This is a genomic window from Streptomyces sp. NPDC048664, assembly GCF_040650555.1.
In the GTDB taxonomy this organism is placed as follows: Bacteria; Actinomycetota; Actinomycetes; order Streptomycetales; family Streptomycetaceae; genus Streptomyces.
On the sequence record NZ_JBEZHK010000016.1, the window covers coordinates 148,380 to 165,971 of the forward strand.

At 72.8% G+C, this 17,592-nt stretch carries 15 protein-coding genes; 8 read left to right on the forward strand and 7 right to left on the reverse strand.

Features of this window, described 5'->3' with window-relative positions:
* Positions 1–28 precede the first annotated feature (28 nt).
* Positions 29–574, forward strand: a complete 546-nt coding sequence (locus tag AB0C59_RS19385) for a hypothetical protein (protein ID WP_363006066.1) — start codon at positions 29–31, stop codon at positions 572–574.
* A gap of 68 nt (positions 575–642) precedes the next feature.
* Here the strand turns inward: AB0C59_RS19385 and AB0C59_RS19390 are convergent, their stop codons facing one another.
* From AB0C59_RS19390 to AB0C59_RS19400, 3 genes are read right to left on the reverse strand one after another with little or no spacing between them, the layout of a single operon-like run.
* Complete coding sequence (locus tag AB0C59_RS19390; protein WP_363006068.1) at positions 643–1,428, reverse strand: enoyl-CoA hydratase/isomerase family protein; 786 nt, start codon at positions 1,426–1,428, stop codon at positions 643–645.
* Positions 1,425–1,853, reverse strand: a complete 429-nt coding sequence (locus AB0C59_RS19395; protein WP_363006070.1) for an OB-fold domain-containing protein — start codon at positions 1,851–1,853, stop codon at positions 1,425–1,427. Before AB0C59_RS19395 ends, AB0C59_RS19390 begins: the two co-directional genes overlap by 4 nt.
* Positions 1,854–1,856: 3 nt before the next feature.
* Entirely contained in the window at positions 1,857–3,011 is a 1,155-nt protein-coding gene (locus tag AB0C59_RS19400; RefSeq protein ID WP_363006072.1) for a lipid-transfer protein, read from the reverse strand.
* Positions 3,012–3,136: 125 nt separating this feature from the next.
* Between AB0C59_RS19400 and AB0C59_RS19405 the strand changes: the two genes are divergently transcribed.
* Positions 3,137–4,738 carry a FadD3 family acyl-CoA ligase gene (locus AB0C59_RS19405; protein WP_363006074.1) on the forward strand — a complete coding sequence of 534 codons (1,602 nt, stop codon included), beginning with the start codon at positions 3,137–3,139 and terminating at the stop codon, positions 4,736–4,738.
* A 30-nt stretch (positions 4,739–4,768) separates the two neighbouring features.
* Here AB0C59_RS19405 and AB0C59_RS19410 read toward each other — a convergent pair whose 3' ends face one another.
* From AB0C59_RS19410 to AB0C59_RS19420, 3 genes are all read right to left on the reverse strand, one after another.
* Complete coding sequence (locus AB0C59_RS19410; RefSeq protein WP_363006076.1) at positions 4,769–5,128, reverse strand: hypothetical protein; 360 nt, start codon at positions 5,126–5,128, stop codon at positions 4,769–4,771.
* An 88-nt stretch (positions 5,129–5,216) separates the two neighbouring features.
* The gene (locus tag AB0C59_RS19415) at positions 5,217–5,393 is read right to left on the reverse strand and encodes a hypothetical protein (RefSeq protein ID WP_363006078.1); all 177 of its coding nucleotides are present in this window, start codon (positions 5,391–5,393) and stop codon (positions 5,217–5,219) included.
* Between the two features lie 197 nt (positions 5,394–5,590).
* Complete coding sequence (locus AB0C59_RS19420; protein WP_363006080.1) at positions 5,591–8,542, reverse strand: BTAD domain-containing putative transcriptional regulator; 2,952 nt, start codon at positions 8,540–8,542, stop codon at positions 5,591–5,593.
* A gap of 277 nt (positions 8,543–8,819) precedes the next feature.
* Here AB0C59_RS19420 and AB0C59_RS19425 point away from each other — a divergent pair, with 277 nt between their 5' ends.
* The 6 genes from AB0C59_RS19425 (at position 8,820) to AB0C59_RS19450 (ending at position 16,271) form a co-directional block, all read left to right on the forward strand.
* Positions 8,820–10,073 carry an amidohydrolase family protein gene (locus AB0C59_RS19425; RefSeq protein WP_363006082.1) on the forward strand — a complete coding sequence of 418 codons (1,254 nt, stop codon included), beginning with the start codon at positions 8,820–8,822 and terminating at the stop codon, positions 10,071–10,073.
* A 20-nt stretch (positions 10,074–10,093) separates the two neighbouring features.
* Positions 10,094–10,999 carry an LLM class F420-dependent oxidoreductase gene (locus AB0C59_RS19430; protein ID WP_363006110.1) on the forward strand — a complete coding sequence of 302 codons (906 nt, stop codon included), beginning with the start codon at positions 10,094–10,096 and terminating at the stop codon, positions 10,997–10,999.
* Positions 11,000–11,008: 9 nt separating this feature from the next.
* Entirely contained in the window at positions 11,009–11,779 is a 771-nt protein-coding gene (locus tag AB0C59_RS19435; protein WP_363006084.1) for an SDR family oxidoreductase, read from the forward strand.
* A 132-nt stretch (positions 11,780–11,911) separates the two neighbouring features.
* The gene (locus AB0C59_RS19440) at positions 11,912–13,036 is read left to right on the forward strand and encodes an LLM class flavin-dependent oxidoreductase (protein ID WP_363006086.1); all 1,125 of its coding nucleotides are present in this window, start codon (positions 11,912–11,914) and stop codon (positions 13,034–13,036) included.
* 56 nt (positions 13,037–13,092) lie between these two features.
* A complete protein-coding gene (locus AB0C59_RS19445) occupies positions 13,093–14,823 on the forward strand; it encodes a D-aminoacylase (protein WP_363006088.1) in 1,731 nt (576 codons plus the stop codon).
* Entirely contained in the window at positions 14,820–16,271 is a 1,452-nt protein-coding gene (locus AB0C59_RS19450; RefSeq protein WP_363006090.1) for an aldehyde dehydrogenase family protein, read from the forward strand. Before AB0C59_RS19445 ends, AB0C59_RS19450 begins: the two co-directional genes overlap by 4 nt.
* A gap of 4 nt (positions 16,272–16,275) precedes the next feature.
* Here AB0C59_RS19450 and AB0C59_RS19455 read toward each other — a convergent pair.
* Positions 16,276–17,592: asparagine synthase-related protein (locus AB0C59_RS19455; protein ID WP_363006092.1), on the reverse strand; the 1,317-nt coding region annotated here is incomplete at its 5' end.

Genomic DNA, 17,592 nt, shown 5'->3' on the forward strand with positions numbered 1-17,592 from the left:
CCGTGGGCCGGGCGGGTACGGTGTCGGCATGTTCATACGGGGGAGCGGTCTCAGGTTCACCGCTGTGACGGTCATGGTGGTGCTGGCGCTGACGGGGTTCTCCCACGGGCACCACGGCAGCCACAGCAGCCACGGGCACGGTGGGAGCGGCGGCGGGTGCAGCAGCTCCCACCAGGACCATGACAGCTACTCGTCGAGCGGCAGCGGGGGCAGTGGCGGGGGAAGCTCCTCCTACCGGCGGCCCCGCTACCGCACCACCCCCGCGTCCCGCCCGAGCGCCAGCGCCAGCGCCAGCGCCTACGGCTCTCCGGCCGCCGGGACCGTGAAGCTCGTGAGCTGCGCCAGCGAGGGGAAGCCGTACGCGACGGTCCAGGTCACCAACCCAGGCGGACGTGCGAACGAGTTCGTCGTCCGGGTCGACTTCGAGGACCGGGCGGGCACCCGGCTCGCCACGAACACGGCACGGGTGACGGCACCCGCGGGCGGCACCGCGCTCGCCAAGGTCGCCGTGGCCCCCGGCCTGGCCCGAGAGATCGCCCACTGCGTACCCGCCCCCACCGCCTCCCCCGGCTGACGCCCGCCACACCGAGAGCACACACCGGGCACCGCCCCCGGACAGGCGAGCGCTGCCCGCCGCAGGTGCTAGCGCAGCCGGTACCCCGGTGTTCGCTCGTGTCTGGCCGTGAACAGTTCCGTCTGCCGCCCGGCCGGGAGGTTTCCGAGGGCGATCAGCGCGGGTGCCTGGGCGAAGGAGTGGGCCCGGGAGGCCTCCCGGGCCGTCCACAGGGCCCGTACGGTGCCCTGTACCGCGTCGGGTGGATACGACGCGATGACGGTGGCGCAGCGCACGGCGGCGGCCACGGCGGCACCGGGCTCGGTGAGTTCGGACACCAGACCGATCTCGTGCGCCCGCCGTGCCGAGATCCGCTCCGCGGTCCCCATGAGCGCCATCCGCGCCGCCTCCCCGTACGGCATCCGCTGGGCCATGGCGGTGGACTCGTACGCGCTGACCATGCCGTAGGTGGTGTGCGGGTCGAAGAACGTCGCGCTGGTGTCCGCGACGATGAACTCGCACTCGCCGAGCAGGTAGAACGCCCCTCCGCAGGCCATCCCGCACACGGCGGCGATCACCGGTGTCCACAGGCCGTTCGCCTTCGGGCCGATGCCGAGCAGCGGATCGTCCACCATGTAGGGGGAGCGGGGCTGCGGCACGTCCGCGCCCCGGTCGATGCCCGTGCAGAAGGCCCGCTCGCCCGCGCCGGTGAGGACGACGGCGCGCACGGTGTCGTCGAAGCGCAGCTCCTGCCAGCAGGAGGCCAGTGCGCGGGCCAGATCCAGGTCGATGGCGTTGAGCCGCTCCGGCCGGTCGAGCGTGACGACGGCGACCCCGGTGTCCTGGTCCGCCGCCACCCGCAGCCCGCCGCTCACGGCCGTTCCAGGACCCAGCGCGGCAGCCCGTCCGAGCCGAACACGGCCCGCACCCGCGCCCCGATGCGCACCTGGTCCGGGGGCACCGAGTCCAACGGCGCGTCCGGATCCGTGACGAGGTTGCCGACCAGCCGGATGCGCGGGGCCTCGGTCAGCTCCACGAGGATCACGTTGTACGGGGCGCGGGCCGCGTAGGCGGGCAGCAGCGGCGGATGCGGGACGACGTACGACCAGATCCGCCCCTGCCCGCTCATGGGCCGCCACGCGCTGTCGAACGACTGGCAGTGCGGGCAGCACGGGCGGGGCGGGAAGCGGAGTTCGCTGCAGTCGGCGCAGGCCTGGACGCGCAGCTCGCCCCGGGCGGCGTACTCCCAGAAGGGCTCGCCGTCCGCGTCGTGGACGGGGGTCAGGAGGGTGTCGGACATGGCTCAGCTCCTCAGCAGCAGGGCGGAGGTGGGAACCCCCTCGCCGGCGGTGACCAGGCAGGTGGCGGCGCCCGGGACCTGCGCGGTGCTGGTGCCGCGCAGCTGCCGTACGCCCTCGTTGATGAGGTTGAAGCCGTGCACGTAGGCCTCGGACAGGCCGCCGCCCGAGGTGTTGAGGGGCAGTCGTCCGCCGATCTCCAGCGCGCCCCCCTCGGTGAACGCGCCGCCCTCGCCCCGGCCGCAGAAGCCGTACCCCTCCAGGGAGAGCGGTATGAGGACGCTGAAGGCGTCGTAGATCTGGGCGACGTCGACGTCCTCGGGGGTGAGGTCGGCGTGCTTCCACAGATGGCGCCCGGCGGTCCAGGCGGGGCCGGTGAGCGGATCGTCGTTCCAGTAGTTGACCATCCCGTGGTGCTGGGTGGGCAGCCCCTGCGCGGCGGAGTGGACGTACACGGGCCGCTGCCGGCAGTCGCGGGCGCGCTCGGCGGACACGACCACGCAGGCCAGCGCGCCGTCCGTCTCCAGGCAGTTGTCGAACAGGCACAGCGGTTCGCTGATCCAGCGGGCGTCCATGTACATCTCCCGGGTCAGCGGGCGGTCGTACATGATCGCGGCGGGGTTCTGGTTGGCGCGGTTGCGGCAGGCGAGGGCGACGTTGAAGAGGTGGTCGCGGCTCGCCCCGTACTCGTGCATGTAGCGGCGGGCCAGCATCCCGATCTCGTCCACCGGCCGCAGCAGGCCGAAGGGCCGGGTCCACTGGGCGGGGGTGGGCAGTTGCACGTCGGTGTTGCGCCAGGGCCGGGGCCCGCTGCCGCGCTTGCGGGAGCGCCAGGCGACGCCGACGGTGGCCTGGCCGGTGGCGACGGCGGCGGCGAGATGGGCGACGGTGGCGCAGGAACCCCCGCCTCCGAAGCCGACCTTGCTGAAGAAGGTCAGGTCCCCGAACCCGACCGCCTTCGCCACCTCCACCTCGTCGGTCTCCTCCATGGTGTACGAGGCGAGCGCGTCCACCTCGCCCGGGGCGATCCCGGCGTCGTCGAGCGCGGCGAGGATGGCCCGGCACGCCAACGCCCGCTCCGATTCGGGTAGCTGGCGGGCGAAGGCGGTCTGCCCGATGCCGACGACGGCGGTCGCGTCCTTGAGTCCTGCCCCTGCCATGGGCACACCTCCGTGGGGAGTCCCGGCGCCGGTGCCCCTTCCGGGCGCCAGGCACCCTGGTGGCTGACGGGTCGTCAGGCTACAACTAATCTGACGAACAGTCAGCTAGTGCTGGGGAGGCCGCTGTGCGCGGTGACATGGAGTGGGGGAGCGTTCCGGGCCTGGTGCGCAGCGCCGCCCGGCGCTACGGCGACACCGAGGCGGTGGTCGAGGGCCGCACCCGGATCTCGTACGCCGAACTGGGCGCCCGGGTGGAGCGCGCGGCCGCCGCCTGCATGGCGAGCGGTGTCGGCGTCGGCGACCGGGTGGCGATCTGGGCGCCGAACAGCCTCGACTGGATCGTCTCGGCGCTGGGCGCGGTCTGCGCGGGCGCGGTCCTGGTACCGCTGAACACCCGGTTCAAGGGCGCGGAGGCCGCCTACGTCCTTCACCGCAGCCGGGCCAGGCTGCTCTTCGTCACGGGCACGTTCCTCGGGACGTCGTACGTGGCCGCGCTGCGCCGGGCGGCGGGCCAGGGGCCCGGGGGCGGACCGCTCCCCGGCCTGCCGCACCTGGACCAGGTGGTGGTCCTGGCGGACGACGCCCCGGCCGACTTCCGCACCTGGAAGGACTTCCTCGCCGGCGGCGAGGGGACCGGGGGCCCGGAGGTGCGGGCCCGGTCGGCGGCCCTCGGCGGCGACAGCCCCTCGGACATCGTCTTCACCTCGGGCACGACGGGCCGGCCCAAGGGCGCCGTGATCACCCACGCCCAGACGCTGCGGGCGTACGGGATCTGGACCGAACTGGCGGGCCTGCGCCACGGCGACCGCTATCTGATCGTGAACCCCTTCTTCCACACCTTCGGCTACAAGGCCGGCGTGCTGGCGTGCCTGATGCGGGGCGCGACGATGATCCCGCAGCCGGTGTTCGACGTGGACACGGCCCTGGCGAACATCGCCGCGGAACGCGTCTCCGTGCTCCCCGGGCCACCCGCCCTCCACCAGTCCCTCCTGGACCACCCCGCCCGCGCCGCCCACGACCTGTCGGCCCTGCGCCTGGTGGTGACCGGTGCGGCCGTGGTCCCGCTGCGCCTGGTGGAGCGCCTCCGGGGCGAGCTGGGGGTCCGGACGGTGCTGACGGCGTACGGCCTGTCGGAGGCGAGCGGCTTCGTCACCATGTGCCGCCAGGAGGACGACCCCGTGGTGATCGCCACGACGTCCGGCCGGGCGATCCCCGGCACCGAGGTGAGGGTGGTGGACGCCGAGGGCGCCGCGCAGGCTTCCGGTACCCCGGGGGAGATCCTGGTGCGCGGATTCCACGTCATGCGCGGCTACTTCGAGGACGAGCGGGCCACGGAGGAGGTCCTCACCCCGGACGGCTGGCTGCGCACCGGCGACGTCGGCGTCCTGGACGCGTCGGGCAACCTGCGCATCACGGACCGGATCAAGGACATGTTCATCGTGGGCGGCTTCAACGCCTACCCGGCGGAGATCGAGCAACTGCTCGGCCTGCACCCGGACGTGGCGGACGTGGCGGTGATCGGCGTACCGGACGGGCGCCTGGGCGAGGTCGGCAGGGCGTATGTCGTGCGGCGCCCGGGCTCCCGCCTGACCGCCGACGACCTGATCGCCTGGTCGCGGCGGGAGATGGCGAACTACAAGGTCCCCAGGACGGTGGAGTTCGTCCCGGAGCTGCCGCGCAACGCCAGCGGGAAGGTGGTGAAGGGCGAGCTGCGCGCCCGGTGTTGACGCGCCGGTGGAACGGGCCGCGCCGCTCGCTCAGATGGGGGCGATGGAGTCCCGGGCCCAGATCTGGAGGGCGTGGATCTCGTCCATCGCCTCGCGCCAGGCCGGGTCGTCGCGGTGCACGCTGCGTGCGGTGTAGACGGCCGCGCGCAGCCGCGCGGCCAGGGCCGGGGTCCGGGCGATCTCGATCGCCACGGCCCAGCTCTCCAGGAACTGGTTGATCGGGCCGAGGCTGCGCGTGCGCGCCGCAAGGGCGATGGCCTCGTCCTTCTGCTGCTCCATCTCGGGCAGCCGGTGCGGGGCCACCTGGGCCAGGGCGATTCGAAGGGCCGCGGGTGTCCGCTCGGGCCTGGCGACGACCGGCTCGGCGGCCTCGATCTGCTGTGCGGTCATGCTGCTCCTCCAACCCGTGACACACCTCGGCCGCGACGGCTCCCCCTCCGCGCCGCCGCGGCCGACCCCCGTGTGCAGATGAGTCTGATCAGGCCTTCTCATCCATCGCGTGGTTGTCCTGCGGGGTCGCCGTACCACCCGTGGCGTCCTTCAGCACCGCGACCTCGTCGTCCATCGCGTGGTTGTCGAGCGGCTTGGCGCCCTCCACGTCCATGGCGTGGTTGTCGAGCGGCTTGACGATGGGGTCTTTCTTTGCGTCGCTCATGGACTTGCAACTCCCGTTCAGTGATGGGCGATACCCGCCCGGCAGCTCCCCCGGGGGCCGCCGGACAGGTATATCAGGGCCGTTCACCCTAGCGGCAGCGATGGCCGCTGACCCGGTTGCCCCCCGACACCGCGGATCGACAACAACCAGCTTGCCCTGCCGCGATAAACGAACGATGAACGCCTCATGCGGCCTGCTCACAGCCCTTGCGAGGCCGCCGCGGCGGTGAGCATGGTCCGCACGTCGGCCGCTTCGGGTGAGCCGAGTTGGTCGAAGACGTCGACGGCCTCCTGCCAGCAGGCCCGGGCCCGGCCGTTCTGGCCCAGCCGGCTGAGAGCCCGGCCGAGCACGGTCAGGGCGAGGCCGCGCTGCCATTCGCCCCCGATGCCGCGCAGGACCGCCAGTGTCTGCTCCGCCAGGGCGGCGCTCTCGGTCGGTCTGCGGCCGGCCAGGTGCGCCTCCGCGAGGCGGATGAGCGTCATCCCCTCCCACAGCCGCTGCCTGCTGTCGCGGAACACCTCCAGCGCCTCGGTCAGGCTGCGGACGGCGGAGTCCAGTTCCCCCTGGCCGGTGAGCGCCAGCCCGAGGGCGTAGCGGCCGTTGGCGCCGCGCAGGGTGTGGCCCAGCCGGTCGTAGATGGCGGTGCCCTGCCGGGCGAGGCCCACGGCATCCGCGACCTGCCCCATGGCCAACTGGATACGGGAGAGGTTGCACAGGGCACTGGCCTCCCCCGCGAGGTTCTCGTCCAGCCTGAAGCTCGCGATGGCCAGGCGCAGATGAGCCTCGCCGTCGGCGTGACGGTTCTGGTAGAGGGCGATGATGCCGCGATCGTTGGCGGCCCAGCACTTGGGCGCCAGGTCGTGCGACGCCTCGGCGAGTTCCATCGCCCTGCGCGCTTCGTCGTCCGCCTGGCCGAACCGCCCGGCCACCAGGTGCACGTTGGTCAGCGTGGTGAGCACACGGCTGCGCGCCCTGGCGTCCCGCGCCTCGTCGGCCGCGTGCCGCAGAACGTGCGCCGCGGCCTCGTACTGCTTCGAGTTGGCGCCGGACTCGGCGAGGTCCTTCGCCACCCACAGCAGGTCGACGGCGCGCCGCAGCGTCCCGCTCCCGGTGCGCTGCTGGACGAACGCGAGGAGGCTGTTGGCCTCCGCGTAGAGCCAGTCCTGGGCCTCGTACCGGCTCTCGAACGTCAGGCCCGGGTGCGCGGTGGCCTCCAGGTGATCCACCAGCCGGTCCCCGGGGCGTTCGATCGCGTACACGCCCGCCGCGGTGGCCAGGTAGAAGTCCAGCAGTCGCGACATCGCCGCGTCCCGCTCGCCCGGTGGCTGCTCGTCGCGTTCCGCGCACGCCCGCGCGTAGAGGCGGACCAGGTCGTGGAAGCGGTAGCGGCCCGGTGCCGCGGACTCCAGGAGGGAGGTGTCGACCAGCGCCTCCAGCAGGTCCTCCGCGTCCTCGGGCGGAAGGTCGAGGACCGCGGCCGCCGCCACGAGGGAGATGTCCGGGCCGTCGGCGAGCCCGAGCAGCCGGAACGCGCGCGCCTGCGCGGGTTCGAGCTGCCCGTAGCCCAGCTCGAACGTGGCCTTCACCGCCAGGTCACCGGCCTGCAACTCGTCCAGCCGCCGCCGCTCGTCCGCCAGCTTCGCCGCCAGCACCGAGACCGTCCAGGTGCGGCGCGCGGCGAGGCGGGAGGCCGCGATGCGGATGGCGAGGGGCAGGAAGCCGCACGCCGCGACCACGTCGAGCGCGGCCTCGCGCTCCGATCCCACCCGCTCCTCGCCCACGATCTTCGTGAACAGCGCCAGCGCCTCGTCCGGGGACATCACGTCGAGGTCCACGAGATGGGCGCCCGCAAGGCCCACCATGCGCACCCGCGAGGTGACCAGGGCCGCGCAGCCCTCCGTGCCGGGCAGCAGCGGGCGCACCTGCGCCGCGTCCTTGGCGTTGTCCAGCAGGACCAGCACCCGCCGCCCGTCCAGCATCGAGCGGTACAGCGCCGCCCGCTCCTCCAGCGAGTCCGGCACGGCGGACTCCGCCGTGCCCAGGGCGCGCAGGAAGGAGCCGAGGACCGTGTCGGGCTCGGCCGCGCGCTGCCCGGCGCCCTGGAGGTCCACGTAGAGCTGGCCGTCGGGGAACGCGCCGCGCGCCTGGTGCGCCACATGCACCGCGAGGGTCGTCTTGCCCACGCCGCCGATGCCGGCCAGGGCGGAGACGGCCATGATCCGGCCCTCCGACGAGGCGAGCACCTCGCTCAGTTCGGTCACGACGGCGGACCGGCCGGTGAAGTCGGGCACGGTGGCCGGGAGCTGGGCCGGGCGCACCGGCACGGAGGCCGGCTCCGAGGCCGGGGCCGACGGCTCCGCGAGGGCCGGGTCCGCCCGCAGGATCCGCTGCTGGAGTTCCTTCAGGCCCGGGCGGGGGTCCACGCCCAGTTCGTCGGCCAGCAGACGGCGGGTGTCCGCGTACACGGCCAGCGCCTCGGCCTGGCGGCCCGAGCGGTACAGCGCCAGCATCAGCAGCTCCCGCAGCCGCTCGCGCAGCGGATGGGCCGCCGTCAGCGCGGTGAGCTCGGAGACCGCCTGCGCGTGGCAGCCCTGCTCCAGGTCCATGTCGAGCCGGGAGTCGAGGAGTTGCAGCCGCCATTCCTCCAGGCGGGTGCGCTGGGTGTCGGCGTAGGGGCCGGGCACGTTCGCCAGCGTCTCCCCGTCCCACAGCGCCAGCGCCTCGTTGAGCACCTGGCGGGCGTGGGACAGGTCGCCCGCGCTCCGCGCCTTCTCGGCGTCCGCCGCCAGGTCCTGGGCGACGGTGAGGTCCAGGAAGCGCGGTTCGCCCAGCCGCAGCGCGTATCCGCCGGACTCGCTGTGCAGCACCCCGGGGGAGAAGACCTTGCGCAGCCGGGAGGCGTAGGTCCGCAGGGCCGCCAGCGCCCGGGGCGGCGGTTCCTCGCCCCACAGCGCGTCGATCAGCTCGCCGGCGGTCGCGGTACGGCCCTCGCGCAGCAGCAGCGCGGCCAGCAGGGCACGCTGCTGGGGCGAGCCCGTGGCCAGCGGTTCCTCTCCGCGCCAGGCGCGCACCGGCCCGAGTACACCGAAGCGCAAGTCCGCCGACACCTCGGGACTCCGCTGCTCAGCCACTCGCGGTACACCGTCCATCGCTGCCCCCAGGCCCCCCGTCGATCCGTATTCAGTCGATCCGTATTCAACCGAGGAGCCCAGTTTGCCTTGTGCATGGCAGAAACGTCAGCCGCGGGAGACGCCGATCACAGGCGGGTGGGCCCCGCCTCACATCGTCTCCACAGGTTCTTCGCGTCTGCCGGGAATTCGGGATTCCTCGCGCGGTGAAACCCGCGCACCGCACAGTAGCCGACCTGACGCCCGAGCGCCGTCCCCCTAGCTGACGCTTCGTCAGATCAGCGCTACCGTGACCGCCATGGAGACCTCAGCGACCTCAACGGCAGGCGGCACCTTCCCGAGGATCATCTCGGTCGACGACCACACCGTGGAGCCCCCGCACGTCTGGCAGGACCGGCTCCCGAGCAGGTACCGCGACATCGGCCCGCGCGTCGTCCGCGCCCCCCTGAAGGACATGACCTTCCTCGGCGGCAGGTTCGCCCCCGTCATGGGCGCGCCCGGCGACGAGGGGCCCGTCGGGGACTGGTGGGTGTACGAGGACCTGCACCGGCCCCTCACCCGCCTCGACACCGCCGTCGGCTACAGCAGGGACGAGATCAGGCTCGAGGTCATCACCTACGAGCAGATGCGCCCCGGCTCCTACGACGTGCCCCGGCGCCTGGCCGACATGGACGTCAACCACGTCCAGTCCGCCCTGTGCTTCCCGACCTTCCCGCGTTTTTGCGGCCAGACCTTCACCGAGGCGAAGGACCGCGAGCTCGCGCTGCTCTCGGTGCGCGCCTACAACGACTGGATGGTGGAGGAGTGGTGCGGCCCCGACGCGCACGGCCGCCTCATACCCCTCACCCTCATCCCCCTGTGGGACCCCGAACTCGCCGCCGCCGAGGTGCGCCGCAACGCCGCGCGCGGGGTCCGGGCCGTCGCCTTCTCCGAGATCCCGCCCCGCCTGGGGCTGCCCTCCGTCCACACCGACGCCTGGGACCCCTTCCTCGCCGCCTGCGACGAGACCGGCACCGTCGTGGCGATGCACATCGGCTCCAGCAGCCAGATGCCGTCCACCTCCGCCGACGCCCCGCCCGCCGTCGGGTCCACCATCACCTTCGCCAACTGCTGCTTCTCGATGGTCGACTGGCTGATGAGCGGCAAGTTCGAGCGGTTCGCGAACCTCAGGGTGATGTACGCGGAGGGCCAGATCGGCTGGATCCCGTACATCCTCGAACGCGCCGACGTCGTCTGGGAGGAGAACCGCGCCTGGGGCGGCGTCGCGGACAAGGTGCACCGCCCGCCGTCCGAACTGTTCGCCGAGCACGTCTTCGGCTGCTTCTTCGACGACGCGTTCGGCCTCAGGAACCTGGACGCGATCGGCACCGGGAACGTGCTCTACGAGACCGACTACCCGCACTCCGACTCCACCTGGCCGAAGTCGCGGGAGGTCGGCGAGGCCCAGATGGGCCACCTGGACGCGGACGTCGTGGACCGGATCGTACGGGGCAACGCCATCGACCTGCTGGGGCTGACGGACGAGGGGCTGTGGCCGGGCGGTGCCCGGTGAGCGGGCGGCTGCGGTACGGGATGCAGCTTCCCGTCCAGTCCCAGTCCGTGGTCTTCGCCGAGTCCTGGGAGGCGGACGCGGGCCCGCAGGACCTGGTCGCCGTCGCGCAGGCCGCCGAGGGCGCCGGGTTCGACTACCTCGCGGCGTGCGACCACGTCGCCATCCCGCGCCGTCTCGCCGCCGGGATGAGCACGGTCTGGTACGACCCCGTCGCCACCCTCGCCCATCTCGCCGCCGTCACCGAGCGGGTACGGCTGCTCAGCCATGTCGCGGTGGTCGGGCTGCGGCATCCGCTGGTCACGGCCAAGCAGTACGCGACCCTCGACCATCTCTCCGCGGGGCGGCTCGTCCTCGGGGTGGGGGCCGGGCACGTGCGGGAGGAGTTCGAGGCGCTCGGCGTGGACTTCGGCCGGCGCGGCGCCCTGCTGGACGAGAGCGTCGACGCCCTCAGGGCGGCGCTCGGGCCCGAGGAGTTCCCCGAGCACCACGGCAAGGCCTACGACTTCGAGGGGCTCGGGCAGCGCCCCAGGCCCGCCCAGAGCCGGGTGCCGATCTGGGTGGGCGGCTCCTCGCCGGCCGCCGTGCGCCGGGCCGCGCTCAGGGGCGACGGCTGGCTGCCTCAGGGCGACCCCCGCGAGAGGCTGCCCGCCCAGATCGACCTGCTGCGCCGGCTGCGGGCGCAGGCGGGGAACACGGACCCGTTCACCGTCAACGCCATCACCGAACCGCTGTACGTGGGCACCCCCCGCTGGGAGGTGGGCCGGCGCACGGTCAGCGGGGCACCGGAGGCGGTCGCCGAGTCGCTGAACGCCTACGCCGCACTCGGCGTGCACTTGCTCCAGGTGCGGTTCCGCTGCCGCAGCCGTACCGAACTCACCGACCAGATAGCAGCGTTCGGGGCCGAGGTGGCCCCGCGCCTGGACTGAGGAGGCCGCATGGGCAAGCTGGACGGGCGCGTCGTCATCGTCACCGGTGCGGCGCGCGGGCAGGGCGAGCAGGAGGCACGGCTGTTCACGGCGGAGGGCGCCCGGGTGGTCCTCGCCGACGTGCTGGACGACCAGGGCGAGGAACTCGCCAAGGAACTGGGCCAGTCCTACGTCCATCTCGACGTCTCGCGTGAGGAGGACTGGTCCGCCGCCGTGGCCGCCGTGCTGCGGGCGAACGGGCGGATCGACGGGCTGGTCGGCAACGCGGGCATCCTGCGCTTCAACTCCCTGGTGGACACACCCCTGGAGGAGTTCATGCAGGTCGTGCGGGTCAACCAGGTCGGCTGCTTTCTGGGGATCAAGGCCGTGGCGCCCCGGATGTCCGACGGGGGCACGATCGTCAACACGGCCTCCTACACCGCGCTGACCGGGATGGCCGCCGTCGGCGCGTACGCGGCGACCAAGCACGCGATCCTCGGGCTGACCCGGGTGGCCGCGCTGGAGCTGGCCGGGCGGCGGATCAGGGTCAACGCGATCTGCCCGGGCGCCGTCGACACCCCGATGTCCAACCCGGCCCGCCTCGACGCCGAGGCGGACCCGCGGGAGACGAGCCGGGCGCTGGACGAGCTGTACCGCAGGCTGGTGCCGCTCGGCCGGATCGGCGGCCCCGAGGAGGTGGCGCGGCTCGCCCTCTTCCTGACGTCCGACGACTCCTCGTACATCACGGGGCAGCCCTTCGTGATCGACGGAGGGTGGCTGGCGGGGGTCTCCGTCCTGTGACCTCGCCCCACTCGCGGCTGAGGGATCGTCAGCTATTGACGACCCCGGTGGGTGGTGCCAGAGTCGGCGGCAGATAAGAACTGACGATCCGTCAGATCACATGTCGCGCACTCGTGGGGACGGTGAACCTCCATGGAATTCGGGCTCTTTGTACAGGGGTACGTGGGCAAGCGGGCCGAGACCGATCCGCTCGCGGAGCACAAGGCGCTGATGGAGGAGACCGAGTACGTCATCCAGGCGGACAGGTCCGGCTTCAAGTACGCCTGGGCGTCCGAGCACCACTTCCTGGACGAGTACTCGCACCTCTCCGCCAACGACGTCTACCTCGGCTACCTCGCCCACGCCACCGAACGCATCCACCTCGGCTCCGGCATCTTCAACCCGCTCGCCCAGGTCAACCACCCGGTGAAGGTGGCCGAGAAGGTCGCCATGCTCGACCACCTCACCGAGAACCGCTTCGAGTTCGGCAGCGGACGCGGAGCCGGCTCGCACGAGATCCTCGGCTTCCTCCCCGGCATCACCGACATGAACCACACGAAGGAGATCTGGGAGGAGACCATCGCGGAGTTCCCGAAGATGTGGCTCCAGGACGAGTACCCGGGCTTCGAGGGCAAGCACTGGCAACTCCCGCCGCGCAAGGTGCTCCCCAAGCCGTACGGGCCCTCGCACCCCGCCATGTGGTACGCCGCCGGGTCGCCGCCCTCCTACGCCATGGCCGCCAGGAAGGGCCTCGGCGTGCTCGGCTTCAGCATCCAGAAGGTCTCCGACATGGAGTGGGTGCTGGAGCAGTACAAGACGGCGATCGTCGACGCCGAACCCATCGGCGACTTCGTCAACGACAACGTGATGGTGACCACCACCGCCATCTGCGCGCCCACCCACGCCGAGGCGATCCGGATCGCGATGAACGGCGCGCTGCACTACCTGCCGTCCCTCGTCTTCCGCTACCACGACACCTTCCCGCGCCCCGAGGGCTTCCCCGAATGGCCCGAGACGCTGCCCCCGTACACGGAGGAGTTCCTGGAGATCCTCATCGAGGAGGAACTGCTCATCTGCGGTGACCCGGACGAGGTGCTCGGGCAGTGCCGGCGGTGGGAGCGGGCCGGGGCCGACCAGCTCAGCTTCGGGCTGCCGGTCGGGGTGCCCAAGGAGGAGACCCTCCAGACGATCCGGCTGATCGGGGAGCACGTCATCCCGAAGATCGACACGGATCCGGTGCACCGCACGACGAGGTTCCGGCGCAGCGCCGGCGCCTGACCGCCCCGCACCCCGCGGGTGCGTCCCACGCGCCCGGACTCTTGGAGGCAAGGTTCATGCTCGATCACGTCATCAGGGGCGCGACCGTCGTGGATGGGACGGGCGCGCTGTCGTACACCGCCGACGTGGGGATACGGGACGGGCGTATCGCCACCGTGGGGAAGGTCTCCGAGGAGTCCCGGACCAGCGAGGACGCCACCGGGCTCGTCCTCGCCCCCGGATTCGTCGACCCCCACACCCACTACGACGCCCAGCTCTTCTGGGACCCGTACGCGACCCCGTCCCTCAACCACGGGGTCACCACCGTCGCCGCCGGGAACTGCGGGTTCACCCTGGCCCCGCTGAACCCCGCCCGCCCCGAGGACGCCGACTACACCCGGCGCATGATGGCCCGGGTCGAGGGCATGGCCCTGGTCGCGCTGGAGGAGGGCGCGCCCTGGACCTGGCACGGCTTCGGGGAGTACCTGGACGCCCTCGAAGGCCGGATCGCCGTCAACGCCGGCTTCATGGTGGGGCACTGCGCCCTGCGCCGGTACGTGATGGGCCCGGACGCGATCGGCGGGCAGCCGAGCGCGGAGCAACTGGCGGCCATGGTGCGGCTGCTGAAGGACGCCATGGACGCCGGCGCCTGGGGGCTGTCCACCACCCAGTCCTCCACCCACTCCGACGGGGACGGCCACCCGGTCGCCTCCCGGCACGCCCGGCCCGCCGAACTCCTCGCCCTGGCACGGGCGGTGGGCGAGCACGAGGGCACCCAGATCGAGGCGATCGTCGCGGGCTGCCTGGACCAGTTCAGCGACGCCGAGATCGACCTGCTCGCCCAGTTGAGCGCGACCGCCGGACGCCCCCTGAACTGGAACGTCCTGACCGTCGACGCGGCCGTACCGGAACGCGTGCCGCGCCAGCTGCTCGCCTCCGAGCGCGCCCGCGAGGCGGGCGGCAGGGTGGTGGCCCTCACCATGCCGATCCTCACCCCGATGAACATGTCCCTGGGCACCTTCTGCGCCCTCAACCTGATCCCCGGCTGGGGCGAGATCCTGAGCCTGCCCGTGGCCGAGCGGATCGCCCGGCTCCGCGACCCCGGGGTACGGGCCGAGATGCTGCGCCGCGCCGACTCCAGGGAGGCGGGGGTCTTCCGGCGGCTCGCCCGCTTCGAGCGGTACGTCATCGGGGACACCTACAGCCCGGCCAACGAGGGCCTGAGCGGACGGGTCGTGCGGGACATCGCCGCCGAACGCGGCCAGGACCCCTTCAGCTGCCTGGTCGAGATCTGCGCCCACGACGACCTGCGCACCGTGCTGTGGCCCATGCCCACCGACAACGACCCCGACTCCTGGGCCCTGCGGGCCGAGACCTGGCGGCACGAGGACGTCCTGCTCGGCGGCTCGGACGCCGGCGCCCACCTGGACCGCATGTGCGGCGCCCCGTACACCACCCGCTTCCTCGGGGACTGCCTGCGCGGCCGGAAGCTGGTGCCGCTGGAGAAGGCCGTGCAGATGCTGACGGACGATCCCGCGCGGCTCTTCGGACTGCGGGAACGGGGCCAGGTGCGGGAGGGCTTCCATGCGGACCTGGTGCTGTTCGACCCGCGGCGCATCGACGCCGGCCCCGCCACCCTGGTGCACGACCTGCCGGGTCGCAGCCCGCGGCTCGACTCCCGGGCGATCGGCGTACGGGCGGTCTGGGTCAACGGCACCGAGGCGATCCGGGACGACGTGGTGAGCGGCGCGGTGCCGGGCAGGGTGCTGCGCTCGGGCCGCGACACCAGGACGGTGAGCACCAAGTGAGCGAGCGGCAGAAGCTGTTCATCGGCGGCGCGTGGGTCGAGCCCGACCGGGGCCACTACGCGGTGCTCGACCCGGCGACCGAGGAGAACGTGGGCTGGGCGCCCGAGGCGTCCCGCGAGCAGGTGCAGGCGGCGGCCGCCGCGGCCCGCGAGGCGTTCGGCCCCTGGTCGCGCACGGCGCCCGAGGAGCGGGCGGCGGTCCTCGCCCGCGCCGCGGACCTCCTGCGGCGCGACCTCGTGCCCCTCGCCGACCTCGCCCGGGCGGAGAGCGGCGCCACCACCGCCACGGCGCGCGGGATGCAGGTCGGGGTCGCGGTGTCACGCTTTCGGCGCTACGCCCGCGTGGAGCCCGGGGAGCAGCCGCTGCCGCCGCAGATCAACGAGGCGGGCCCCTTCGGCCCGGCCGCCGTGCTGGGCGCGCTGGCCGTGCGGCAGCCGGTCGGCGTGGTCACCTGCATCACCTCCTACAACAACCCCTGGGCCAACCCGGCCGGCAAGGTCGCCCCCGCGCTGGCCATGGGCAACACGGTGCTGGTGAAACCCGCCCCGCAGGACCCGCTGTCCGTGTACCGCATGGCCGAGGCCCTGGCGGAGGCGGGCGCCCCGCCGGGCGTCGTGAACGTCGTCACCGGTTCCGGCCCGGACACCGGGCAGGCGGCCGTGGACTGCGCGGACGTCGACATGGTCAGCTTCACCGGCTCCACGGCCGTGGGACAGCGCATCGCCGAGGTGTGCGGCCGCTCCATGAAACGCCAGCTGATGGAGCTGGGCGGCAAGGGCGCCGCCCTCGTCTTCGACGACGCGGACGTGGACGCGGCGGTGGCGGGGGTGGGGACGACCTTCTCCTTCTACAGCGGGCAGATCTGCACCGCACCCACCCGGGTCCTGGCGCACCGGGACGTGTACGACCGTGTGGTGAGCGGGCTGGCGACGTACGCGGCGCGCCTGCCGGTGGGCGACCCGCGGGAGCGGGGCACGGTCGTCGGCCCCCTGATCTCCTCGGCGCACCGCGACCGTGTGGAGAGCTACGTCGAACTGGGCCGCAAGGAAGGCGCGCGCCTGGCCGCCGGCGGCTCCCGGCCGCCGCACGACCGGGGCTTCTACGTCGCTCCCACCGTCCTCGCGGACTGCACCCCCGACATGCGGGTGGTCCGCGAGGAGATCTTCGGTCCCGTGGTGGTCGTCCTGCCCTTCGCGGACGAGGAGGAGGCCGTCGGGCTGGCCAACGACAGCGACTACGGCCTGATCGACTACGTCTGGTCGGGCGACGTGGCCCGTGCCTTCCGTGTCGCCCGCCGGCTGCGGGCCGGCGGGGTCGGGGTGAACACGGTGGGCCGCAACATGGAGGCCCCGTTCGGCGGCTTCAAGCGCAGTGGCGTGGGCCGGGACGTCGGCTCGTACGCCCTGCACGCCTACAGCGAACTCCAGGCGATCGTCTGGCCCGGCTGAGCCCTCAGTCCAGGAGCAGCTGCGGCTTGTACAGGTCCAGCCACAGCGCCAGGTTCACCGTGCGTTCCAGTCCGCGCCGGGCCGCCAGCGTGACCTGCGGGGTGTCCCGGTAGGCGGCCCGGTGCACCGTGTCCCGGTCCAGCAGGTCGAACACCGGGTGGGAGGGGCGGGCCAGGATGTCCTTGACGTGGTCCTGGATGGCGACGGCGTACTGCGGGTCCTGCGTCGACGGATAGGGGCTCTTGACGCGGTCGTACACCGAGCGCGGGATCAGGTCGGCGCTCGCCTCCCTGAGCAGGCTCTTCTCCCTGCCGTCGAACGACTTCAGCGACCAGGGCGCGTTGTAGACGTACTCGACCAGCCGGTGGTCGCAGAACGGCACCCGCACCTCCAGCCCGGCCGCCATGCTCAGCCGGTCCTTGCGGTCCAGGAGCACCCGCACGAACCGGGTCAGGTGCAGATGGCAGATCGTGCGCATCCGGAACTCGAAGTCGCTCTCCCCGTCGAGCCGCTGGATGCCCGCGACACCGGCACGGTAGCTGTCGGCGACGAACGCCTTCAGGTCCAGGGCGGCGCCGAGCGTGGGGTTCAGGATGCCGGAGTCGCTGCCGAAGCGCTCCGCCTGCGCCATCCACGGGAAGGTCTCGCAGCGCCTGGCGTCCTCGTCGAAGAACTGGAGGTAGCCGCCGAACACCTCGTCGGCCGACTCCCCGGACAGCGCCACCGTGGAGTGCTCGCGGATCGCCCTGAACAGCAGGTAGAGCGAGGAGTCCAGGTCGCCGATGCCCACCGGCAGGTCGCGCGCCCGGATCGTCTGCGCCCGGACGTCGAGGTCGGCGAGCGCCTTCACGTCGAGGACGATGTCCTGGTGCTGGGTGCCGGAGGCCTGGGCGACGTCGTGGACGAACGGGGCGTCGGGGGTGGCGCGCAGCTCGTCGGCGACGAAGTGCTCCTCGTGGCCGACGAAGTCCACCGCGAAGCTGCGCACCCTCTCCCCGTGCTCGCCCAGCCGGCGCGCCGCCAGCGCGGTCAGCACGGAGGAGTCCAGGCCGCCCGACAGGAGCGTGCAGCGGGGGACGTCGGCGACGAGTTGGCGGCGCACGATGTCGTCGAGGAGGGAGCGGACGGTGGTGATGGTGGTGTCGCGGTCGTCGGTGTGCGGGCGGGTCTCCAGGTGCCAGTACACGCGTCGGTGCAGGCCCTGGCGGTCCAGGGTGACGACGGTGCCCGGTTCCAGTTCCCGCATGCCGTGCCAGACGGCGTGGCCGGGGTTCTTGACCATCACGAACATCTCGCGCAGCCCGTCGAGGCCGACCCGGGC

Coding starts and splice junctions, on each gene's coding strand:
- AB0C59_RS19430 (WP_363006110.1), top strand. CDS start 10,094: ATGCAGCTTCCCGTCCAGTCCCAGTCCGTGGTCTTCGCCGAGTCCTGG.
- AB0C59_RS19440 (WP_363006086.1), top strand. CDS start 11,912: ATGGAATTCGGGCTCTTTGTACAGGGGTACGTGGGCAAGCGGGCCGAG.
- AB0C59_RS19400 (WP_363006072.1), bottom strand. CDS start 3,011: ATGGCAGGGGCAGGACTCAAGGACGCGACCGCCGTCGTCGGCATCGGG.
- AB0C59_RS19410 (WP_363006076.1), bottom strand. CDS start 5,128: ATGACCGCACAGCAGATCGAGGCCGCCGAGCCGGTCGTCGCCAGGCCC.
- AB0C59_RS19395 (WP_363006070.1), bottom strand. CDS start 1,853: ATGTCCGACACCCTCCTGACCCCCGTCCACGACGCGGACGGCGAGCCC.
- AB0C59_RS19425 (WP_363006082.1), top strand. CDS start 8,820: ATGGAGACCTCAGCGACCTCAACGGCAGGCGGCACCTTCCCGAGGATC.
- AB0C59_RS19435 (WP_363006084.1), top strand. CDS start 11,009: ATGGGCAAGCTGGACGGGCGCGTCGTCATCGTCACCGGTGCGGCGCGC.
- AB0C59_RS19420 (WP_363006080.1), bottom strand. CDS start 8,542: ATGGACGGTGTACCGCGAGTGGCTGAGCAGCGGAGTCCCGAGGTGTCG.
- AB0C59_RS19385 (WP_363006066.1), top strand. CDS start 29: ATGTTCATACGGGGGAGCGGTCTCAGGTTCACCGCTGTGACGGTCATG.
- AB0C59_RS19445 (WP_363006088.1), top strand. CDS start 13,093: ATGCTCGATCACGTCATCAGGGGCGCGACCGTCGTGGATGGGACGGGC.
- AB0C59_RS19415 (WP_363006078.1), bottom strand. CDS start 5,393: ATGAGCGACGCAAAGAAAGACCCCATCGTCAAGCCGCTCGACAACCAC.